Genomic DNA, 19118 nt, shown 5'->3' with positions numbered 1-19118 from the left:
CGATCCGAAGACCGCTCGCCGCCAACCTCGTGAGTCACGACAAGTTCGACGTTGCGCGCTACCTGGGCACGCTGCCGCTGTTTTCCAGCATCACCGGGCCCGAGCGCGAGCGGCTGGCGCAGGACTGCCACCTGCGCCGCCTGGAGCGCGGGCGCACCATCTTTCGCGTGGGCGATGCCTGCCGCGAGTTCCACGTGGTGGTGATGGGCCAGGTCAAGCTGTTCGCCATGTCGCCCACGGGGGTGGAGAAGGTGATTCACCTGTGCGGGCCGGGGCGCAGCTTCGGCGAGGCGGTGATGTTCATGGAGTCGCCCTACCTGGTCACCGCGCAGACGCTGACCGACACCCTGCTGCTGACGATCGAGCGCGCCACGGTGCTGCGCGAGATCGAGCGCAGCCCGGCCTTTTCGCTGCGCATGCTGGCCGGCCTGTCGCGGCGCCTGCAGGGCCTGGTGCAGGACGTGGAGGCGGTGTCGCTGCACAGCGGCACGCAGCGCGTGATCGGCTACCTGCTGGGCGGGCGCTCCATCCCGGAGCCGGGCAGCGCGTCGATGACGGTGACGCTGCCGGTCAGCAAGGCGGCGATCGCCTCGCGCCTGTCGATCACGCCCGAGTATTTTTCGCGCGTGCTCAGCGAGCTGGCCTCGCAGGGCCTGATCGAGGTGGACAAGCGCGAGATCCACATCCCGGACGTCGCGCGGCTGGCCAATTACCCGGGCCGCTGACCGGGGGCGGCCTGCGGGTGGCGCGGGTTGCCGATCTCGGGCCAGCGCTGGTGCAGCCACAGCCACGATAACAGGCCCACGAACAGGAACGCGGCCGACATGATGGCCATGCCGAGGGCCGAGTGCATGACCAGGGGCGCCACCGCGCCGGCCACGATGCCGTTGGCCACCGAGCCGACCACCGACTGCAGCGACGAGGCCATGCCGCGCCGGTCGGGGTGCAGGTCCAGCACCAGCAGCGTGACCACCGGCACCATCAGCGCCCAGCCGAAGGCGAACAGCGCGATCGGCCACAGCGACCACCAGACCTCGGCCTCGAACAGTGCGTTGGCGATGATGTTGACGATCGAGACCGCCACCATGATGCGAAAGCCCTGCATGATCTGATTCTTGGGCGCCACCCGGCCCGCCATGCGCCCGGACAGCCACGAGCCGATCATGATGCCGCCGATGTTGAGGGCGAAGAACCAGAAGAACTGCGTGGGCTTGAGGTGCAGCACCTCGCCCAGGTAGGCGGGCGCGCCCAGGATGTACAGGAACAGACCGTTGAAGGGCACGCCCGAGGCCAGCGCCAGCAGGAAAAAGCGCGGGTCCGACAGCAGCACCGCATAGCCCTTGAGCAGGTGGCCGAACTGGAAGGGCTGGCGGTCCTTGACGTGCAGGCTCTCGGGCAGCAGGCGCAGGTTGGCGACGATCAGCACCACGCCGACTGCCACCAGAAACCAGAAGATCGCGTGCCAGCCCAGGTATTCGGACAGCACGCCGCCCATCATCGGCGCGATGGCCGGGGCCACGCCGAAGAAGATGGTGACCTGGCTCATCACGCGCTGGGCCTCGGACGGTGGAAACATGTCGCGGATGACCGCGCGCGAGACCACCACGCCGGCACCGGTGGACAGGCCTTGCAGGGCGCGAAAGAAGATCAGGTGCCCCACGGTCTGCGACAGCGCGCAGCCGAGGGACGCCAGCGTGAACACCACCAGCCCGCCCAGGATGACCGGCCGGCGCCCGAAGCTGTCGGACAGCGCGCCGTGAAACAGGTTCATGAAGGCAAAGCCGAACAGATAGGCCGACAGCGTCTGCTGCATCTCGACCGGGGTGGCCTGCAGCGAGCCGGCAATGGCCGCGAACGCCGGCAGGTAGGTGTCGATGGAGAACGGCCCCAGCATGCCGAGCATGGCCAGCAGGATGGCCAGGGCCCAGCGCGGGGCCTGCCAGATTTTGGCGGCGTCGGGATTCATGAAGAATTGGGAATGCTATAAACAAAATAGCGTCTGGCGCACATTGGATGCGCGCCAGACGCCAATTTGAATTGAAAACGATCAGGTGTTGTCGGTGAAGCTGCGCAGCTTGTCCGAGCGCGAGGGGTGCTTGAGCTTGCGCAGCGCCTTGGCCTCGATCTGGCGGATGCGCTCGCGCGTGACGTCGAACTGCTTGCCCACTTCCTCCAGCGTGTGGTCGTTGTCCATCTCGATGCCGAAGCGCATGCGCAGCACCTTGGCCTCGCGCGGGGTCAGGCTGTCGAGGATGTCCTTGACCACGTCGCGCAGGCCGGCCTGCATGGCGGCCTCCACCGGGGCGGTGTTGTTGCTGTCCTCGATGAAGTCGCCCAGGTGGCTGTCGTCGTCGTCGCCGATGGGCGTTTCCATCGAGATCGGCTCCTTGGCGATCTTCATGATCTTGCGGATCTTGTCCTCCGGGATCTCCATCTTCTCGGCCAGCAGGGCGGCGTCGGGCTCGAAGCCGAACTCCTGCAGGTGCTGGCGCGAGATGCGGTTCATCTTGTTGATGGTCTCGATCATGTGCACCGGAATGCGGATGGTGCGCGCCTGATCGGCGATGGAGCGCGTGATGGCCTGGCGGATCCACCAGGTGGCGTAGGTCGAGAACTTGTAGCCGCGGCGGTATTCGAACTTGTCCACCGCCTTCATCAGGCCGATGTTGCCCTCTTGAATGAGGTCCAGGAACTGCAGGCCGCGGTTGGTGTACTTCTTGGCGATGCTGATGACCAGGCGCAGGTTGGCCTCGATCATCTCCTTCTTGGCGTCGCGGCTGGCGGCCTCGCCCTCGTTCATGCGCTTGTTGATGGCTTTCAGCTCGTCGAGCGGCACCACCACCTGCGCCTGCAGGTCGGTCAGCTTTTGCTGCAGGTCCTGGATGGGCGGAATGTTGCGCCCCATGATCGCGCTCCAGGGCTTGTCCGCATGGGCCTGCCGCTCGACCCACTTGAGGTCCAGCAGGTGCGAGCGCACCCGATTGCCGCTCTTGTCGCGGCCCGAGAAGTCGGCGATGAAATGGTCCTGCGGGTAGCCGCAGCGGTCGACGATGATGCGGCGCAGCTCGCGCTCGTACTTGCGCACGTCGTCCACCTGGCCGCGCAGCAGGTCGCACAGCTTTTCGATCGTCTTGGCGGTGAAGCGGATCGACATCAGCCGCTGCGACAGCGCGTGCTGCGCCTTCACGTAGGTGGGCGAGCCCCAGCCTTCCTTGTCGTAGGCGCGGCGCACCTTGTCGAACAGCGCGGCCACGTCGTCGAAGCGCTCCAGCGCCTCGGCCTTGAGCTTTTCCAGCAGGCGGGTCATGGACTTGGAGCCGCCCTTGCCGTCGTCGTCGTCCTCTTCGTCGTACTCGTCGAAGTCTTCCTCGGCCACGTAGTCGTCGTTCTCGTCGGCGTCGGCAAAGCCGTCGACGATGGTGTTGATGACCACCTTGCCCTCGCGGATCTCGCCGGCCATCCTCAGGATTTCGGCGATCGTGGTGGGGCTGGCGCTGATGGCGTCCATCATCTCCATCAGGCCGCCCTCGATGCGCTTGGCGATCTCGATCTCGCCCTCGCGCGTCAGCAGCTCCACCGTGCCCATCTCGCGCATGTACATGCGCACCGGGTCGGTGGTGCGGCCGAACTCGCTGTCCACGGTGGACAGGGCGGCCTCGGCTTCTTCCTCGGCCTCTTCCTCGGTGGCGGTGCTGGTGCCGGTGTTGGTCAGCAGCAGGGTCTCGGCGTCGGGCGTCTGCTCGTACACGGCCACGCCCAGGTCGTTGAGCATGGAGACCACGGCCTCCAGCGTCTCGGCGTCCACCAGCTTGTCGGGCAGGTGGTCGTTGATCTCGCCGTGCGTCAGGTAGCCGCGCGTCTTGCCCAGCTTGAGCAGGGTCTTCAGGTTGGCGCGGCGGGTGTTCATCTCCTCTTCGGAGAGCACGCTCTCGTCCAGGCCGAACTCCTTCATCAAGGCACGTTCCTTGGCCTTGCTGATCTTCATGCGCAGCGGCTTGACCTTCTCGACCACCTCGGGCGTGGCCGCCTCGGGCTCACCCTCCAGCTCGGCCTCGATGTCGGACAGGTCGGTGTCGTCCCCCTCGCGGGCAGCGGCCTTGCCAGCCTTGCCGCGCTTGGGCGGGGCGGACTTTTCGGCGGCGGCCTTGGCGGGGCCGGTGGACTTGCGGGCGGCCTTCTTGGCCGGCGCGGCCTTGGGCTCGAGCTCGTCGGCCGCTGCGGGCTTGGCCTTGGAAGCGGCCTTGGCCTTGGGGGTGGGCTTGGCGGTTTTGGCGCTGGTGGGCATGGTTCGACCTCGGTACGGATCGGAGTCGCCCAGTGGCTGCGTGGCCGGCCGGGCAGGCTCCCATCGGACTCAATTCAAAAAGAATGGCATCGCGGCGGCTTCCCTTCGGCCGACAGGCGGCCAATGCGGGCATTCCACCGTCATGGGCAAGATGGTCGGGCGAACATTTGGGATGCAGTCCTTGCGGTGATGTGGCCACCCCATGCATGGGGCGCGTGCGATGACGACGCGAGGGCCGATCCGGAGGTGCTGCTGTCGCTCTTGCCGGTGACAAGCTCTACATTATAACAATTCGCCGGATTTCAAGAGGCGCCAGCAGGCGTCCATGAGCCGGCCGGGCCCTCAATACCCGCCTGCTTCGCGCTCGCCGGTCTTGGCCCTGGCCAGCTCGGGCAGCAGGCTCTGGTACAGCGCCACGTCGCCGGCGGCCAGCGCCGCGTCCATGCGCTGCTTCAGGTGCACGGGGCGCTCCTGGCGCAGGATGTCCTGCAGCTCCCCGGGGTCGGAGTCGATCTCGTCGTGCAGTCCCTCGATGGCCCGCACGGCGGCGTCCTCCAGCGGGTGGCCTCGGAGCGCCTCGCGCAGCGCGCTCCAGGGCTGGGGGCCGTGCTCCAGCACCTGGCCGTCCAGCCAGGCAAACAGCGGGCCGTAGGGCGCCGCCTGCTCGCACAGCAGCTGGTGGTCGCTGCCGCTCAGGGCCTGCCAGCTGCCGGGCGCCGTCAGCACGATCTGCAGCGCCCGGTGCGCGCGGCTGCTGGGGGCGGCGCGCGGCGCGACGGCACGCGGCGACGGGCGGTGGGACACCGCAGGGCCGCGGGCGGCGCCGCGATCGGCGGCGGGCGCGCCATGGCCCCGGGCCCGTGCTGGCTGCGCCGCGCCGCGCAGGCCCCACAGCTGCTGCAGCTCGTGCACGCCGATGCGCACCTGCGCCGCGATGTCGCCCAGCAGCTGGGCGGCCAGGGCGCCGGCGGGCAGCAGCTGCCACAGGGGCCGGGCGTTGGCGGCAAAGTGCGAGCGTCCCTCGGCCGTGTCCATGTCGCAGTCCTCGGCGGCGGCGTCGAGCACGAAGCGCGACAGCGGCACGGCGGCCTGCACCGCCTGCTGGAAGGCCTCGGCGCCCTCGGCGCGGATGAAGCTGTCGGGGTCGTGCTCGGGCGGCAAAAACAAAAATTTGATGCTGCGCACGTCGCTGGCCAGGGGCAGGGCGGCCTGCAGCGCCTTGTGCGCGGCGCGCCGGCCGGCGCTGTCGCCGTCGAAGCTGAACACCACGCTGTCGGTGAAGCGAAACAGCTTGTGCACGTGCTCGGGCGTGCAGGCCGTGCCCAGGGTGGCCACGGCGTTGGCAAAGCCCAGCTGGGCCAGGGCCACCACGTCCATGTAGCCTTCGGTGACCAGGGCGTAGCCGTGCTCGCGCAAGGCGCCGCGGGCCTCGAACAGGCCGTACAGCTCGCGCCCCTTGTGGAACACCGGGGTTTCGGGCGAGTTGAGGTATTTGGGCTTTTCATCGCCCAGCACGCGCCCGCCAAACCCGATGACCAGGCCCTTGACGTCGCGGATGGGGAACATGATGCGGTCGCGAAAGCGGTCGTAGCGCTTGCCTTCGTCGTCCTCGCCGACGATGACCAGGCCGCTGTCGTGCAGCTGCGCGTCGGCGTAGTCCGGGAACACGCCGGCGAGCGTGCGCCAGCCCTCGGGCGCGTAGCCGAGGCCGAAGTCGCGCGCCACCGCGCCCGAGACGCCGCGGCGCTTGAGGTAGTCGATGGCGCGTGGCGAGGTTTTCAGGTGCTGGCGGTAGGCGTCGGCCGCGCGCGCCAGCACGTCGGTCAGGCTGGCGCGCTGCTCGCTCTCCTGCGCGGCGCGCGCGCGCTCGGCGGGGCTGCGCTCGTCCTCGGGCACCTGCAGGCCGTATTGCTGCGCCAGGTCGTGCACCACCTCGACGAAGCCGGCGCCGGTGAACTCCATCAGAAAGCCGATCGCGTTGCCGTTCTTGCCGCAGCCGAAGCAGTGGAAGAACTGCTTGGATGGGCTGACGGTGAAGGAGGGCGTCTTCTCGCCATGGAACGGGCACAGGCCCGAGAAGTTGGCCCCGGTTTTCTTCAGCTGCACGTAGCGGCCGACGATCTCGACCACGTCGGCGCGCGCCAGAAGCTCCTGGATGAAATGCTGGGGAATGGCCACCGGGCGATTGTCGCGCAAGGGCCGCGCCGGGCCACTTGTCTATCATGGGCGGATCGTCCTGCCGGAGCCCGCGATGCCCTCGATCTTCGATACCGACCTGCCCCGCACCGAAGCCAACTTCGCGCCCCTGACGCCGCTGGCCTTCATCCAGCGCGCGGCTGAGGTCTACCCCGAGCGCCTGGCGGTGGTGCACGGTGCGCTGCGCCAGACCTGGCAGCAAACCTACCGGCGCTGCCGCCAGCTGGCCAGCGCGCTGCAGCAGGCCGGCGTGGGCAAAAACGACACCGTCGCCGTGATGCTGCCCAACACCCCGCCGATGGTGGAGGCGCATTTCGGCGTGCCCATGGCCGGCGCCGTGCTGAACGCGCTGAACACCCGGCTGGACCCGGAGGCCGTGGCCTTCATGCTCGACCACGGCGAGGCCAAGGTGCTCATCGTCGATCCGGAGTTCGCCCCGGTGATGAAGAAGGCGCTGGCCCTGCGGCAGTCGAAGGCGCCGCTGCGGGTGATCGACGTCGAGGACGCGCTGTACGGCGCTGGCCAGCCCATCGGCAGCACCACCTATGAGGCCTTCCTGGCCCAGGGCGACGCCGATTTCGAGTGGCGCTACCCGGCGGACGAATGGGACGCCATCGCGCTGAACTACACCAGCGGCACCACCGGCAACCCCAAGGGCGTGGTCTACCACCACCGCGGCGCGGCCACCAACGCCATCAGCAACATCCTGGAATGGGACCTGCCCAAGCACGCGGTCTACCTGTGGACGCTGCCCATGTTCCACTGCAACGGCTGGTGCTTTCCGTGGACGGTGGCGGCGCGCGCCGGCGTCAACGTGTGCCTGCGCCGCGTGGAGGCCAAGGCCATCTTCGACGCCATCCGCGAGCACGGCGTGACGCACTACTGCGGCGCGCCCATCGTGCACGGCCTGCTGGTCAACGCGCCCGACGAGCTGAAGACGGGCGTGCCCGCCGGCGTGAAGTGCATGGTGGCCGGCGCGGCGCCGCCGGCGGCAATGATCGAGGGCATGGAGAAGATGGGGTTCGACCTGACCCACGTCTACGGCCTGACCGAGGTCTACGGCCCGGCCACGGTGTGCGCCAAGCAGGTTGGCTGGGCCGGGCTGCCGATCGGCGAGCGCGCCGCCCTGAACGCCCGCCAGGGCGTGCGCTACCACCTGCAGCGCGACGCGCGCGTGCTCGACCCCGAGACCATGCAGCCGGTGCCGATGGACGGCGAGACCATGGGCGAGATCATGTTCCGCGGCAACATCGCCATGAAGGGCTACCTGAAGAACCCGCAGGCCACGGCCGAGGCCTTTGCCGGCGGCTGGTTCCACTCGGGCGACCTGGCGGTGCAGTACCCCGACGGCTACATCAAGATCAAGGACCGCAGCAAGGACATCATCATCTCGGGCGGCGAGAACATCTCCTCCATCGAGGTCGAGGACGCGCTGTACCGCCACCCCGCCGTGCTGGCCGCGGCCGTGGTCGCCAAGCCCGACCCCAGGTGGGGCGAGACGCCCTGCGCCTTCGTCGAGCTGAAGGCCGGCGCGCAGGTCAGCGAGGCCGACATCGTGGCCCACTGCAAGCAGCATCTGGCCGGCTTCAAGGTGCCGCGCGCCGTGGTGTTCGGCGAGCTGCCCAAGACCAGCACCGGCAAGATCCAGAAGTTCGAGCTGCGCAAGCAGGCCGGGTCGGCGGCGGCCATCGACGTGTGAGCGGGCTGCGGCCTGGCCGCGCGCCGATTTTCAAGTCAAATCGAGCTCTGGCCCGCGCCGATCAAGCGCGAGCAGCTATCGAATCGGGAGTTATGGCCAGCGCGTGGCGTGGCGCGCCCTACAGCCGTGCCAGCCGCGCCAGCGCGGCGCGCAGGGTGTCGTCCTGCTTGGCGAAGCAAAAGCGGATGGTCCGTTGCTCGAAGCCGTCGCCGTAGAAGGCCGCCAGCGGAATGGCGGCCACGCCGTGCTCGCGCGTGAGCCACTGGCAGAAGTCGGCTTCGCCCAAGTCGCGCTCGGGGCCGGGCAGCTCGGCGTAGCTGGCGGTCTGGAAGTAGGTGCCTTCGCAGGGCAGCAGGCGAAAGCGCGTTTGCGCCAGGCCGGCGCGAAACAGGTCGCGCTTGGCGGCGTAGAAGGCGGGCAGCTGCAGGTAGGGCGCCGGGTCCTGCATGTAGGCGGCCAGGCCGTGCTGCATGGGGGTGTTGACGGTGAACACGTTGAACTGGTGCACCTTGCGGAACTCGGCCGTGAGCGGCGCCGGCGCGGCCACGTAGCCCACCTTCCAGCCGGTGACGTGGTAGGTCTTGCCGAAGCTGCTGACGATGAAGGCGCGCGCGGCCAGACCCGGGTAACGCGCCACGCTCTCGTGGCGCAGCGGGGCGTAGACCATGTGCTCGTACACCTCGTCGCTGATGAGCAGCACGTCGGTGGGCGCCAGCAGCTCGTCCAGCTTGTGCATGTCGGCGGCCGACCACACGGTGCCGCTGGGGTTGTGCGGGCTGTTGACGACGATGGCGCGCGTGCGCGGCGTGAGGGCGGCGGCGATCTTGTCGAAGTCGGGGCGAAACGTGCCGGGGGTGAGCGGCACGCGCACCGCGGTGGCACCGGCCAGCTCGATGTTGGGCACGTAGCTGTCGTAGCTGGGCTCCAGCACGATCACCTCGTCGCCCGGGCCGGCGCAGCACAGGATGGCCGTCAGGATGGCCTGGGTGGCGCCGGCGGTGACGGTGATTTCGCTGTTGGGGTCGTAATGGCGCCCGTACAGCGCTTCGATTTTTGCAGCAATGGCCTCGCGCAGCGGCGCCGCGCCGGGCATGGGCGGGTACTGGTTGTGGCCGGCGCGCATGGCGGCATCGACGGCGTCGATCAGCTTGGGGTCGCAGCCGAAGTCGGGAAAGCCCTGGCCCAGGTTGACCGCCTGGTGCTGCGCGGCCAGCGCCGACATGACGGTGAAGATGGTGGTGCCCACGGCGGGCAGGCGGGAGGGAAAGGCGGGCGTGCGTTCAGAGCTCATAGGTGGATGCCTCGCCGCTCATGGCCTTGAGGATCAGCGCCTTGTCCAGGCGGTCGGACAGCAGGCTGGCGAAGTGGTAGACGAAGTCGCGCAGGTAGGCGCCGCGCTTGAGGGCCACGCGCGCCACGTTGTGGCCCAGCAGCTGGCCCAGCGGGCGCAGGGCGAGGTCGGTGTCGGCCTCGCCCTGCACGGCCATCTCGGCGACGATGCCCAGGCCCAGGCCCAGGCGCACGTAGGTCTTGATGACGTCGGAGTCGATGGCCTCCAGCACGATGCGCGGCGCGAGGTGCCGCTGGGCGAAGGCGTGGTCGATGCGCGCGCGGCCGGTGAAGGAGGGGTGGTAGGTCACCAGCGGCTCGGCGGCGATGTCCTCCAGCGTCACGCGCTCGCGCCGGGCCAGCGGGTGCTGCGCGGGCAGCACCAGCACGTGCTGCCATTCGTAGCAGGGCAGGGTGACCAGCTCGGGGTAGTCGGTCAGCGACTCGGTGGCGATGCCGATGTCGGCCACCTCGTCCAGCACCATGCGCGCCACCTGGTCGGGCGCGCCCTGGTGCAGGCTGATGTTGACCTTGGGGTAGCGCTCGCGCAGCTTGGTGACGGGCGCGGGCAGCACGTAGCGTGCCTGCGAGTGGGTGGTGGCGATCGACAGCGTGCCGCTGTCCTGCGCGCTGTACTGCTCGCCGATGCGCTTCAAGTTGCCGACCTCGCGCAGGATGATGGCGATGGCCTGCAGCACGTGCTGGCCGGGCTCGGTGACGCGCTTGAGGCGCTTGCCGTGGCGCGCGAAGATCTCCACGCCCAGCTCTTCCTCCAGCTCGATGATGGCCTTGGACACCCCCGGCTGCGAGGTGTGCAGCGCCTTGGCCGCCTCGGTCAGGTTCAGGTTGCGGCGCACGGCCTCCTGCACGAAGCGGAATTGATGGAGATTCATGGTTTGGGTATATTGAAGCCCGTCATTATCGTGGTTTTGGTCTAAAAACGGGTTCACGATCTCCCGATCACCATCGGTGCGCCGATGATCAGGAACGCGCTGCCTGCGTCCTCCCCCTGGACGCAGCCAGCGCTTCTGCTGTCGCGCAGGCTCAGGCCTCAAGTCGCGCCGTGGCGCGGGAGATCAGCGAAAGCTCTGGTACGGCCAAAGGCAGCAATGGCGCGAACGCAACGTTGCGGGCTTCCTGCTCGTCGTATCCGAGTGCGCGCAGCAGTGTCGATACCACCTGTTCTGGATAGTCGTCGCTGGCATCGCCGCTCGTCAAGCGGACGATGGCTGCCAACGCGAAGCCGCTGACCAGATCGAGGGCCACCTCGACCGGAATCCTCGCGAAACGGCCGGAGGCGAAGCCAGCTTCAAGGTGCGGAGGCAGGTACTCGTAGATGAGACTGTTCGGGCTCGCCAAGTGGAAAGCGGCGCTCATGACGAAACGCGCGAACAAGGGAAATTCCCTTGCGCGGTAGAGGTAGAGCCGCACGCCATGGGCGATGCGGGCGGCGGGGTCCTCGTAGCGGCTCACCGCGCCCTCGATGCCTTCCAGCAGTTCGTTGCTCAATTCCTGTGCGACGGCGGCCAGCAGTTCCTCATTGGTCCTGAAGTAGTTGTAGAAGGTTCCTTGTGAAACTTCCGCGGTGGCGATGACGTCTTGGATGACGCTTGCGCCAACGCCTTTTTCGGCAAACACGGCCAGGGCGCATTCGACGAGCCGCGCCCGCATCCGTTCCCGCCGCTCTGCGGCAACCCGGGTTCGATGGTCGGCGTTCGGCATCTTGGACATACGCAGGGATGAAAGGCTCAAGAGAAAGAAAAGCAGGAGTCTAGGTGAAAACGAGAATATCGTCATAATGAGATTTATCTCATTATGACGATATTCAGACATCACCAACCTCCCATGAACGCCAGCCCTCCCTCAACCGACCTCAAGACCCAGACCGTTCGCGTCGCGGGCAAGGACATCCACTTCGCCGAAGCCGGCGCGGGCAAGCCCTTGGTGCTGCTGCACGGCGGCGGCCCGGGCGCCTCGGGTGCACCCAATTACGAGCGCAACATCGCCGAGCTGGCGCGCCACTTCCGCGTCATCGTGCCGGACATGCCGGGCTACGGCGGCTCGACGAAAGGGCTGGACCGGGCCGATCCTTTCGGCGACTGCGCCACGGCGATGCTGGCCTTGCTGGACCACCTGGAGATCGGGCGTGTCTGCGTGGTGGGCAATTCCCTGGGCGGCGCGTGCGCGCTGCGCATGGCGCTGGATCGCCCCGAGCGCATCGCCGGTCTGGTGTTGATGGGCCCCGGCGGCGTGGACACCACGCGCAGCCTGCCGACCCAGGGCCTCAGGCACCTGCTCGATTACTACGCGGGCGAAGGCCCCACCCAGGAGAAGCTGCGCGTCTTCATCCGCAACTACCTGACCCATGATGGCAGCCAGATTCCGGACAGCCTCATCGAAGCGCGCTTCCAGGCCAGCATCGATCCGGCCGTCGTGGCCCAACCGCCGCTGGTGCGACCCAAGGGCCTGCCCAAATTCAGGCTGATCGATTTCACGCGCGATCCCCGGCTTTCTTCGCTGCAGACGCCCACCCTGGTGCTGTGGGGCACCGAGGATCTGGTCAACCGGCCCAGCGGCGCGCGGTCGCTGCAGCGCCGCATGCCGAATTGCGACGTCTATCTCTTCAGCCGCACCGGCCATTGGGTGCAATGGGAGCGGGCGGCTGAATTCAACGCGGCCGTCATCGCCTTCGCCCGCAAACACCTCGATGTGGGAGAGCAAGCATGAATGCATCGCTGCTGGTGGCCGGAGCGGGCCCGGTCGGCATGTGCGCCGCCATCGCGGCGGCGAGCCGCGGTATCGACGTCGTAGTCGTGGAGGCGAACTCCGCCGGCCGGTCGGCCGACGCCAAGTGCAACACGGTGGCCTCGCGCACGATGGAAACGCTGCGCGGCTTCGGCATCGCGGAGCAGGTGCGGAATGCCGGGCTGCCCGACGATTTTCCGACCGACGTGGTCTACGCCTCCAGCGTGGCCGGCCCGGAGTTCACGCGCATCGGCCTGCCGTCGCGCGCCGAGCGCAGGCCCGATCCCTTCCCGAAGGGCTTTCCGGACACGGGCTGGAGAACCCCCGAGCCGTTCGTGCGCGTAAGCCAGCTCTACCTCAACCCGATCCTTGCCCGCCGCATGCATGCCACGCCGGGCATTACCGTCCTGCATGACACGCAGGTGCTGGGCTACGAGCAGGACGCCGAACAGGTCCGCGTGCAGGTGAAGGACGGCACGGGCGCGACCCGGTCGCTGACCGCCCGGTATCTGATCGGTGCCGATGGCGGACGCAGCGCGATCCGGCACGCAATGGGCGTGCGGCTTCAGGGCGATGCGGAACTGGCCCGCATGCGCTCGACCCTCGTGCGTGCCCCAGGCCTCAAGGCCTTGTTCGATGGCCGCAGGCCGGCCTGGATGACCTGGATCGCCAACCACAAGGTGCGCGGCGTCGCCGTCGCCATCGACGGTGCCGACACCTGGCTGCTGCACCGCCAGGTGCCCTCGGACACAAGCGACTTCGACGCGCTCGACCTGCACGGCTCGATCCGCGACCTGCTGGGCGTGCCGGAGGATTTCCGCTACGAAGTCCTGAGCCACGAGGACTGGATCGGCCGCCGGATGGTGGCCTCACGCCTGCGGGACGGCCGCGTCTTCCTGGCCGGCGATGCAGCGCACCTGTGGGTGCCCTTTGCAGGCTACGGCATGAACGCCGGCATCGCGGACGGCATGAACATCGCCTGGCTGGTGGCGAACGTGCTCGAAGGCTGGGCCGATCCGGCCATGCTCGATGCCTACGAGACCGAACGGCATCCCATCACCGAGCAGGTCTCGCGGCTGGCCATGCAGAGCATGCTGGACACGATCGACGCGATGGGAGAGAACACCGTGCCGCCGAGCCTGGCGTCGCGCTTCAACCCGGCAGCCATTGCGATGCGCAAGGTGCTCGGCGCCAAGCTGCACAAGCTCAACGTACCCCAGTTCGCGCCCGAAGGGCTGAACTTCGGCTACTACTACGAAGGCTCGCCCATCATCGCCGACGACGGCGAGAAGGCGCCGCCGTACACCATGGGCAGCGTGACGCCATCGACCGTTCCGGGCTGCCGGATGCCGCATTTCTGGCTGGCGCCGAACGACTCGGTGTACGACCACCTGGGGCCGGCCTACACGCTGCTGCGCTTCGATCCGGCCGTGCCGGTCGAACCCTTGCTGGCGGCGGCGCGTCGCGCACGCATGCCGATGGCGCTGCTGGACGCGCCGGCGCGCCGTGACGACCCGGCTTTCCGGCATGCTCTGCTCATCGTCCGACGCGACCAGCACGTCGCCTGGCGCGGCAACACCGTCCCGGCCCGTCCCTCGGACCTGGTTGCCAAGCTCTGCGGGCGTGAGAAGGGCGCGGCATGACCGACAGTCTTTTCGGCCGCATGCGGCTCGGCTACGTGCTCATCGAGTCATGCCGGCAAGACGCCTGGCAGCGCTTCGCCAAGGAAGGCCTGGGGCTTCACGTGGAAGCCGCGCGCGATGGCGTCTTGGCTGTGCGCGTCGATGACCGCCAGCGCCGCATCGTCGTGCGCCCCGGCCCGGCCGAGGATGTGGTGGCGACGGGCTGGCAGGTGGACGATGGTGATGCGCTCGGTCTGGCGCTCGCCCGCCTGCGCGCCCTGGGCCTAGGCCCGGAGCGGCTGCCCGGCCCCGAGGCCGCGCTGCGGGGCATCGACGAAGGCTGGCGCTGCCGGGGACCCAAGGGCACGTTCATCGAACTGTTCACCGATGCGAGCGCGCAGCGAACCGATGCGCCGCTGCGCATGCGCGCCAGTGGCTTCGTCACCGGCGCGTCCGGGCTCGGCCACATGGCCATCACCAGCCGCGAGCCCGAGGCCATGGAGCGCTTCTGGGTCGAAGCCTTCGATGCGCGCCTGTCCGACCGCATCGAAGACCGGCTGAGCGGCGTAACCATGGATTTCGCTTTCCTGCGGCTGAACGAACGCCACCATTCGATCGCGATCGCCTCGACGCGCGGCCTGCGCTTCGATCCGATGCGCACCAGCATCCACCATCTCAACCTGCAGGCTGCCTCGTTCGACGACGTGGTGCAGGGATACCGCCAGTGCCGGGCGCTGGGCTACCCGATCGCCAGCGCCATCGGCCAGCATCCCAACGACAAGGAACTGTCCTTTTACGTGCAGTCGCCATCGGATTTCGAGATGGAGCTGGGCTGGAACCCGCTCACCCTGAGCGCGGAAGACGAAAAAACCTGGCAGCCTGGCGCCTACCGGGGCATCAGCCTGTGGGGCCACTTCCCGGAAAACCTGACTCTGGGCCTGAAAGCCCGGCAGTTCGGCCGTGGCTTGCTTTCGCTCACCCGGCGCGCCGAGAGCCCGGGCCAGACGGCGCCAGGCCCCAGGAGATAACGATCATGAAATGGCTGCGTTCCGCCCTTGCCGTCTCGATGCTGGAGGCGCGCCTCTTTCGAAACTATCCGAAGCTGCGCCTCTCGGTCCTCGGCATCGTGCTGATCCCGGCGCTGTATGCGTTCATTTACCTCGAGTCGGTCTGGGACCCGGCGACGCACACGGCCAACCTGCCGGCGGCCATCGTCAATCTCGACCAAGGTACGCAGGCGGGCGGAACGCCGACGAACCTCGGCGCCGAGCTCGCCAGATCGCTCGGGGAAAAGCGGCCATTCGCGTTCTACGAAACCAGCGACGCGGAGGCAGCGCGGCGCGACGTACGCGAGGGCAAGAGCCTGTTCACCCTGATCATCCCGCCCGATTTCAGCGCCGCTGCGCTGGGGGCCGCATCCGCCGGCGCGGGCAAGATCACCGTTTACGCATCCGAGGGGAACAACTATGCCGGCGCGGGCTTTGCCCAGCGATTCGCCGACCAGCTCGGACATCAGTTGAACGAGACCCTCAACGAAAAGCGCTGGGCCATGGTGCTCGGCGCCACGTCGTCGTCGGCGGACAGCCTTGAGCGCCTGCGGGGCGGCGTGGCGCAACTGCGCGAAGGCGCAGCGGCGCTTGACGCCGGGCTGGGCAAGGCGCAAGCCGGCTCGGCCCGGCTCGCCGGCGGTTCGGGTGAACTCTCCGGCGGCGTCGCGCAACTGACAGACGGCATCAAGAAGCTGGGCGCGGGGGCTCGCACACTCGATGCGAAGAAGCCGGCCACCGGGGATCTGGGCCAGTTGAAAGCAGGCGCGGCGCAGCTCGCCAACGGCAACGCGCAACTGAAACAGGGCCTTCCATCGCTGGAGGACGGTGCGCGCAAGCTGGCGGAAGGCGCCGGACAGTTGCAGCAGGAGTCCAGCAAGCTGCCGCTGATGGGTGGCAAGCTGTCGGCGGCGGCGGGCCAGTTGGCGGACGGCGCGGGACATCTGCGCGCGGGCATCGCGCAGGCCGGCGAGGCGCAGGCAAAGCTCTCGGCGGGCTCGCGTGACTTGTCCGAAGCGGTTGCGCGGACGGCGGATGGCTTCGCGGCCTACGCCGGTGGCGTCTCCACGCTCGCCGCGAATTTCCCGGCAGACGACCAGCTCGACCAACTCGCCACCGGCGCCAATGCACTGGCCGGGGCCACGGGAGAGTTGCGCCATGCCATGGCGCAGATCAAGACCGGATCGAGCCAGCTCGTCGCCGGCTTGCAGGCCCTGGACAGCGCCCTGCCGGCCGAACCCCCGCGCCTGCCGGGCACGCCGGGCGGCCTTGCCCACTCGGTCAGGCTCCAGCTCGACATCGACGCGCCCGTGAAGAACAATGGCATGGGGCTGGCGCCCAACTTCATCCCCGTGGCGCTCTGGCTCGGCGCGGTGATGACCGCGTTCATTTTCCACTTGCGCCAGCTGCCCGAAGAAGCCGCCGGCAACAGCCGTTCGGCACTCCTGCTCGGAAAACTCGGCGTGCTCTGGAGCATCAACCTCGCTCAGGCCGCGTGCGTGCTGCTGATGGCGTGGCTCATGCTGGGCCTCGAGCCCGTCAATTCGCTCGGGCTCGCGCTAACGATGGGACTGAGCGCGCTCACGTTCATGCTCGTGATCCTGGCGCTGGTCCGCGCGTTTGGGGATGCCGGGAAAGCGATCGCGCTGATCCTGCTGGTGCTGCAGCTCTCGGCCGCCGGTGGCGTGATACCCGTGGAGTTGACGAACGGGTTCTACCGGGCGATCAGTCCGTGGCTGCCATTCACCTGGTCCATCAAGGCTGTGCGCGCCAGTGCGTTTGGCGCGCTGGGAGGCGACTGGGTGGCCGCACTGGGCATGTTGGCCATGTTCGCCGTCGCCGCTTTCATCTTCTGCCTGTGGATCGGGCGCTGGAAATTCGTCCCCTCCCAGGGACATCGGCCTGCGATGGACATATGAAAGCGTGCCGGTTTCGGGCGATTGCGTTGAAAAACCCCGAAGCGTCCGGGCGCTCGACGCTGGCTATTGCCGCAACACCAGCCAGCCGAAGGTGGCCAGCGCCAGGATGGAGTACAGGATGCCCGGCACGGCCGCCGCCACCCAGGGCACCCAGTTGCGCAGGTTGCCGATGAAGCCGAACACGTTGTTCAGCAGGAAGAAGCTGATGCCCACCAGCACACCCAGGAACACGAAGCCGGCGATGTTGCCCGAGCGGAAGTGCAGGTAGGCAAAGGGCAGGGCCAGCACCATCATCACCAGGCAGCTGAGGGGGTAGAACACCTTGCGCCAGAACTCGATCTCGTAGCGCTGGGCGCTCTGGCCGTTGTCCTGCAGGTGCTGGATGTAGCGGTACAGGTCCACCGTCTGCATGCGGTCGGGGCTGAGCAGGGCGGCGCCCACCATGTCGATCGAGATGGCGGTGGGCCAGAACCAGGTGCCCAGCTGCCGCACCGTCACGCTGGGCTCGGCCGCGTCCACGTTCTCGAAGCTGCGCCGCTGCACGTCGTGCAGCGTCCAGCCGTGCTCGGCAAACGCGCCGCGCGCGGCCTTGACGGTGGCCAGCAGGCGCGCCGTGCGGCTGTCGAACTCGAAGATGCGCACCTGGTTCAGGGTGCCGTCCGGGCTGACGGCGCCCACGTTGACCGAGTAGCTGCGCTCGCCCTGGCGGTCCTTCATCCAGGCGCCGGTGCGGCCCACGGTGATGTCGCCCATGAAGCGCGCCTGCATGGCGGTGGCCGCGCGGTTGGCCGCGGGCGTCACGTAGTCGCCGATGGCGAAGGTGAGCACCACGAAGCCCAGGCCCAGCAGCAGCAGCGTGCCCAGGGCCCGCAGCGGGCCCAGCCCGCTGGTGCGCAGGATGGTGTACTGCGAGCTCTCGGCCAGCCGCGCCATGACGAAGATGGTGCCGATCAGCACCGCGATGGGCAGCAGGTCGTACAGGTGGCCCGGCATCTGCAGCGCCACGTACAGCAGCGCGTAGGCCAGCGAATAGCCGCGCGTGGCCAGATCGCGCAGGTCGCCCAGCTGGTCGACCAGGTCGAAGAACGAGAACAGCAGCAGGAAGGCCAGCGCGATGAAGCCCACCGACAGCAGCACGTCGTTGTAGATCAGGCGGCGGATGGTCCTCATGCCCGTACCCCATCGCCGGCCGCGCCCACGCGCCAGTTGCGCTGGCGCCAGGCCATCCAGGCCAGGGCCGCCAGGGCGATGCCGCCGTGCAGGCCCAGCATGAAGGCGGCCGCGCCCACGCGGCCCTGCTCGATCCAGCTCTGGCCCAGTCCGATCAGGTTGTAGTAGGTGGCGAACGCGAACAACGAGAACACCAGGCCGGCGCTGCGCCCCACGCGCGGGTTGACGCGCGTGACGGCCAGCGCGATCAGCACGCAGTTGACGGCCGCCAGCAGCAGCCCCAGGCGCCACGACAGCTCGGCCAGGGAGGGCGGCGAGGCGGTGCGCAGCAGGGCCAGGCTGGACTGCAGGCGCGGCGCGTCGTCGCGCATGGCCGGGATGATCTGCGCGCTGATGCGGTTGCTGTATTCGGCGAACTCGCTCACGCGCATGGCGCCGGTCTGCTCGTTGGTCTGCAGGCGAAAGCCCTGGTCCAGCTGCAGCGCGCGCCCCTCGCCCTGCGCGACCAGGCGCCCGCGCTCGGCCGAGATCACGGCCTCGCTGCCGCGCTCGCTGGCGGCGATGAAGATGTTGGTGCCCGAATCGGCCTCGGCCGTGTCCTTGTCGATGAAGAACACGCGCTGGCCGCCCGCCGACTCGATGAAGCGCCCCGGCGCCACGCGTTCGATGTCGCCGCGCCCCTGGTAGCGCTCGCGCAAGTCCTGGATCTGCTGGTTGGACCAGGGCCACGCCAGCAGCGCCAGCGCCGCCACCGCCAGCAGCACCGGCCAGGCAAAGCGCAGCAGCGGGCGCACAAAGGCGTTCAGCCCCTGGCCGCAGGCGAACCAGATCACCATCTCGCTGCTGGCGTACATGCGGGTGAGCACCAGGGTGATGGTGACGAACAGGCTCAGCGTGAGGATGGTGGGCAGGTGGCCCAGCACCGTCAGGCCCATGATGAGCAGCACCTCGGACGGGTTGACCCGGCCCACCGAGGCCTGGCCCAGGGTGCGGATCAGCATCACCGTCATCACCACGGTGACCAGCACCACCAGGGTGGCGCCGAAGCTGCGGCCCAGCTCCTTGCGGAAGGAGGAATCGAATAACATTGTTTGAAAGGAGTTGCCT

14 protein-coding genes are annotated in these 19118 nt (G+C 68.4%); 6 read left to right on the top strand and 8 right to left on the bottom strand.

What is annotated here, in order from left to right; translation table 11 throughout:
* Positions 1-29 precede the first annotated feature (29 nt).
* On the top strand, positions 30-725 hold the full coding sequence (locus tag H6927_13815; protein ID MCP5219174.1) for a Crp/Fnr family transcriptional regulator: 696 nt from the start codon (positions 30-32) through the stop codon (positions 723-725).
* Here H6927_13815 and H6927_13810 read toward each other — a convergent pair.
* From H6927_13810 to H6927_13800, 3 genes are all read right to left on the bottom strand, one after another.
* Entirely contained in the window at positions 710-1966 is a 1257-nt protein-coding gene (locus H6927_13810) for a multidrug effflux MFS transporter (GenBank protein ID MCP5219173.1), read from the bottom strand. The two genes, H6927_13815 and H6927_13810, sit on opposite strands and share 16 nt — an antisense overlap.
* A gap of 81 nt (positions 1967-2047) precedes the next feature.
* The gene (gene rpoD, locus H6927_13805) at positions 2048-4285 is read right to left on the bottom strand and encodes an RNA polymerase sigma factor RpoD (protein MCP5219172.1); all 2238 of its coding nucleotides are present in this window, start codon (positions 4283-4285) and stop codon (positions 2048-2050) included.
* Positions 4286-4627: 342 nt separating this feature from the next.
* The gene (locus H6927_13800) at positions 4628-6463 is read right to left on the bottom strand and encodes a DNA primase (protein ID MCP5219171.1); all 1836 of its coding nucleotides are present in this window, start codon (positions 6461-6463) and stop codon (positions 4628-4630) included.
* Between the two features lie 73 nt (positions 6464-6536).
* On the opposite strand from H6927_13800, the gene H6927_13795 reads away from it, so the two are divergent.
* Positions 6537-8180 carry an acyl-CoA synthetase gene (locus H6927_13795; GenBank protein MCP5219170.1) on the top strand — a complete coding sequence of 548 codons (1644 nt, stop codon included), beginning with the start codon at positions 6537-6539 and terminating at the stop codon, positions 8178-8180.
* Positions 8181-8298: 118 nt separating this feature from the next.
* On the opposite strand, the gene H6927_13790 is transcribed toward H6927_13795, so the two are convergent.
* From H6927_13790 to H6927_13780, 3 genes are all read right to left on the bottom strand, one after another.
* Positions 8299-9471 carry a pyridoxal phosphate-dependent aminotransferase gene (locus H6927_13790; protein ID MCP5219169.1) on the bottom strand — a complete coding sequence of 391 codons (1173 nt, stop codon included), beginning with the start codon at positions 9469-9471 and terminating at the stop codon, positions 8299-8301.
* The gene (locus tag H6927_13785) at positions 9461-10402 is read right to left on the bottom strand and encodes a CysB family HTH-type transcriptional regulator (GenBank protein ID MCP5219168.1); all 942 of its coding nucleotides are present in this window, start codon (positions 10400-10402) and stop codon (positions 9461-9463) included. Before H6927_13785 ends, H6927_13790 begins: the two co-directional genes overlap by 11 nt.
* Positions 10403-10553: 151 nt before the next feature.
* Positions 10554-11240, bottom strand: coding sequence for a TetR/AcrR family transcriptional regulator (locus H6927_13780; protein MCP5219167.1), 687 nt, complete (start codon positions 11238-11240; stop codon positions 10554-10556).
* A 114-nt stretch (positions 11241-11354) separates the two neighbouring features.
* Between H6927_13780 and H6927_13775 the strand changes: the two genes are divergently transcribed.
* The 4 genes from H6927_13775 to H6927_13760 are packed head-to-tail and all read left to right on the top strand — an operon-like array spanning position 11355 to position 16841.
* Positions 11355-12236, top strand: coding sequence for an alpha/beta fold hydrolase (locus H6927_13775; protein MCP5219166.1), 882 nt, complete (start codon positions 11355-11357; stop codon positions 12234-12236).
* Complete coding sequence (locus H6927_13770) at positions 12233-13897, top strand: FAD-dependent monooxygenase (protein MCP5219165.1); 1665 nt, start codon at positions 12233-12235, stop codon at positions 13895-13897. The genes H6927_13775 and H6927_13770 overlap by 4 nt, the downstream gene beginning before the upstream one ends.
* Positions 13894-14904 (top strand): VOC family protein, encoded by a 1011-nt coding sequence (locus H6927_13765; GenBank protein ID MCP5219164.1) that lies wholly within the window; start codon positions 13894-13896, stop codon positions 14902-14904. Before H6927_13770 ends, H6927_13765 begins: the two co-directional genes overlap by 4 nt.
* Positions 14905-14909: 5 nt before the next feature.
* Positions 14910-16841 carry a YhgE/Pip domain-containing protein gene (locus tag H6927_13760; protein MCP5219163.1) on the top strand — a complete coding sequence of 644 codons (1932 nt, stop codon included), beginning with the start codon at positions 14910-14912 and terminating at the stop codon, positions 16839-16841.
* Positions 16842-16904: 63 nt separating this feature from the next.
* Here the strand turns inward: H6927_13760 and lptG are convergent, their stop codons facing one another.
* On the bottom strand, positions 16905-18011 hold the full coding sequence (gene lptG, locus H6927_13755) for an LPS export ABC transporter permease LptG (protein MCP5219162.1): 1107 nt from the start codon (positions 18009-18011) through the stop codon (positions 16905-16907).
* Positions 18008-19099, bottom strand: coding sequence for an LPS export ABC transporter permease LptF (gene lptF, locus H6927_13750; GenBank protein ID MCP5219161.1), 1092 nt, complete (start codon positions 19097-19099; stop codon positions 18008-18010). The genes lptG and lptF overlap by 4 nt, the downstream gene beginning before the upstream one ends.
* Positions 19100-19118 lie beyond the last annotated feature (19 nt).

This window comes from Burkholderiaceae bacterium, from assembly GCA_024235995.1.
In the GTDB taxonomy this organism is placed as follows: Bacteria; Pseudomonadota; Gammaproteobacteria; order Burkholderiales; family Burkholderiaceae_C; genus Ottowia.
This window is presented reverse-complemented; position numbering and strand designations above follow the sequence as displayed.

What these genes read in the sequence shown, in the direction of transcription:
- H6927_13760 (MCP5219163.1), top strand. Translation starts at nt 14,910, where the DNA reads ATGAAATGGCTGCGTTCCGCCCTTGCCGTCTCGATGCTGGAGGCGCGC.
- H6927_13780 (MCP5219167.1), bottom strand. Translation starts at nt 11,240, where the DNA reads ATGTCCAAGATGCCGAACGCCGACCATCGAACCCGGGTTGCCGCAGAG.
- H6927_13790 (MCP5219169.1), bottom strand. Translation starts at nt 9,471, where the DNA reads ATGAGCTCTGAACGCACGCCCGCCTTTCCCTCCCGCCTGCCCGCCGTG.
- lptF (MCP5219161.1), bottom strand. Translation starts at nt 19,099, where the DNA reads ATGTTATTCGATTCCTCCTTCCGCAAGGAGCTGGGCCGCAGCTTCGGC.
- lptG (MCP5219162.1), bottom strand. Translation starts at nt 18,011, where the DNA reads ATGAGGACCATCCGCCGCCTGATCTACAACGACGTGCTGCTGTCGGTG.
- H6927_13810 (MCP5219173.1), bottom strand. Translation starts at nt 1,966, where the DNA reads ATGAATCCCGACGCCGCCAAAATCTGGCAGGCCCCGCGCTGGGCCCTG.
- rpoD (MCP5219172.1), bottom strand. Translation starts at nt 4,285, where the DNA reads ATGCCCACCAGCGCCAAAACCGCCAAGCCCACCCCCAAGGCCAAGGCC.
- H6927_13775 (MCP5219166.1), top strand. Translation starts at nt 11,355, where the DNA reads ATGAACGCCAGCCCTCCCTCAACCGACCTCAAGACCCAGACCGTTCGC.
- H6927_13770 (MCP5219165.1), top strand. Translation starts at nt 12,233, where the DNA reads ATGAATGCATCGCTGCTGGTGGCCGGAGCGGGCCCGGTCGGCATGTGC.
- H6927_13785 (MCP5219168.1), bottom strand. Translation starts at nt 10,402, where the DNA reads ATGAATCTCCATCAATTCCGCTTCGTGCAGGAGGCCGTGCGCCGCAAC.
- H6927_13795 (MCP5219170.1), top strand. Translation starts at nt 6,537, where the DNA reads ATGCCCTCGATCTTCGATACCGACCTGCCCCGCACCGAAGCCAACTTC.
- H6927_13765 (MCP5219164.1), top strand. Translation starts at nt 13,894, where the DNA reads ATGACCGACAGTCTTTTCGGCCGCATGCGGCTCGGCTACGTGCTCATC.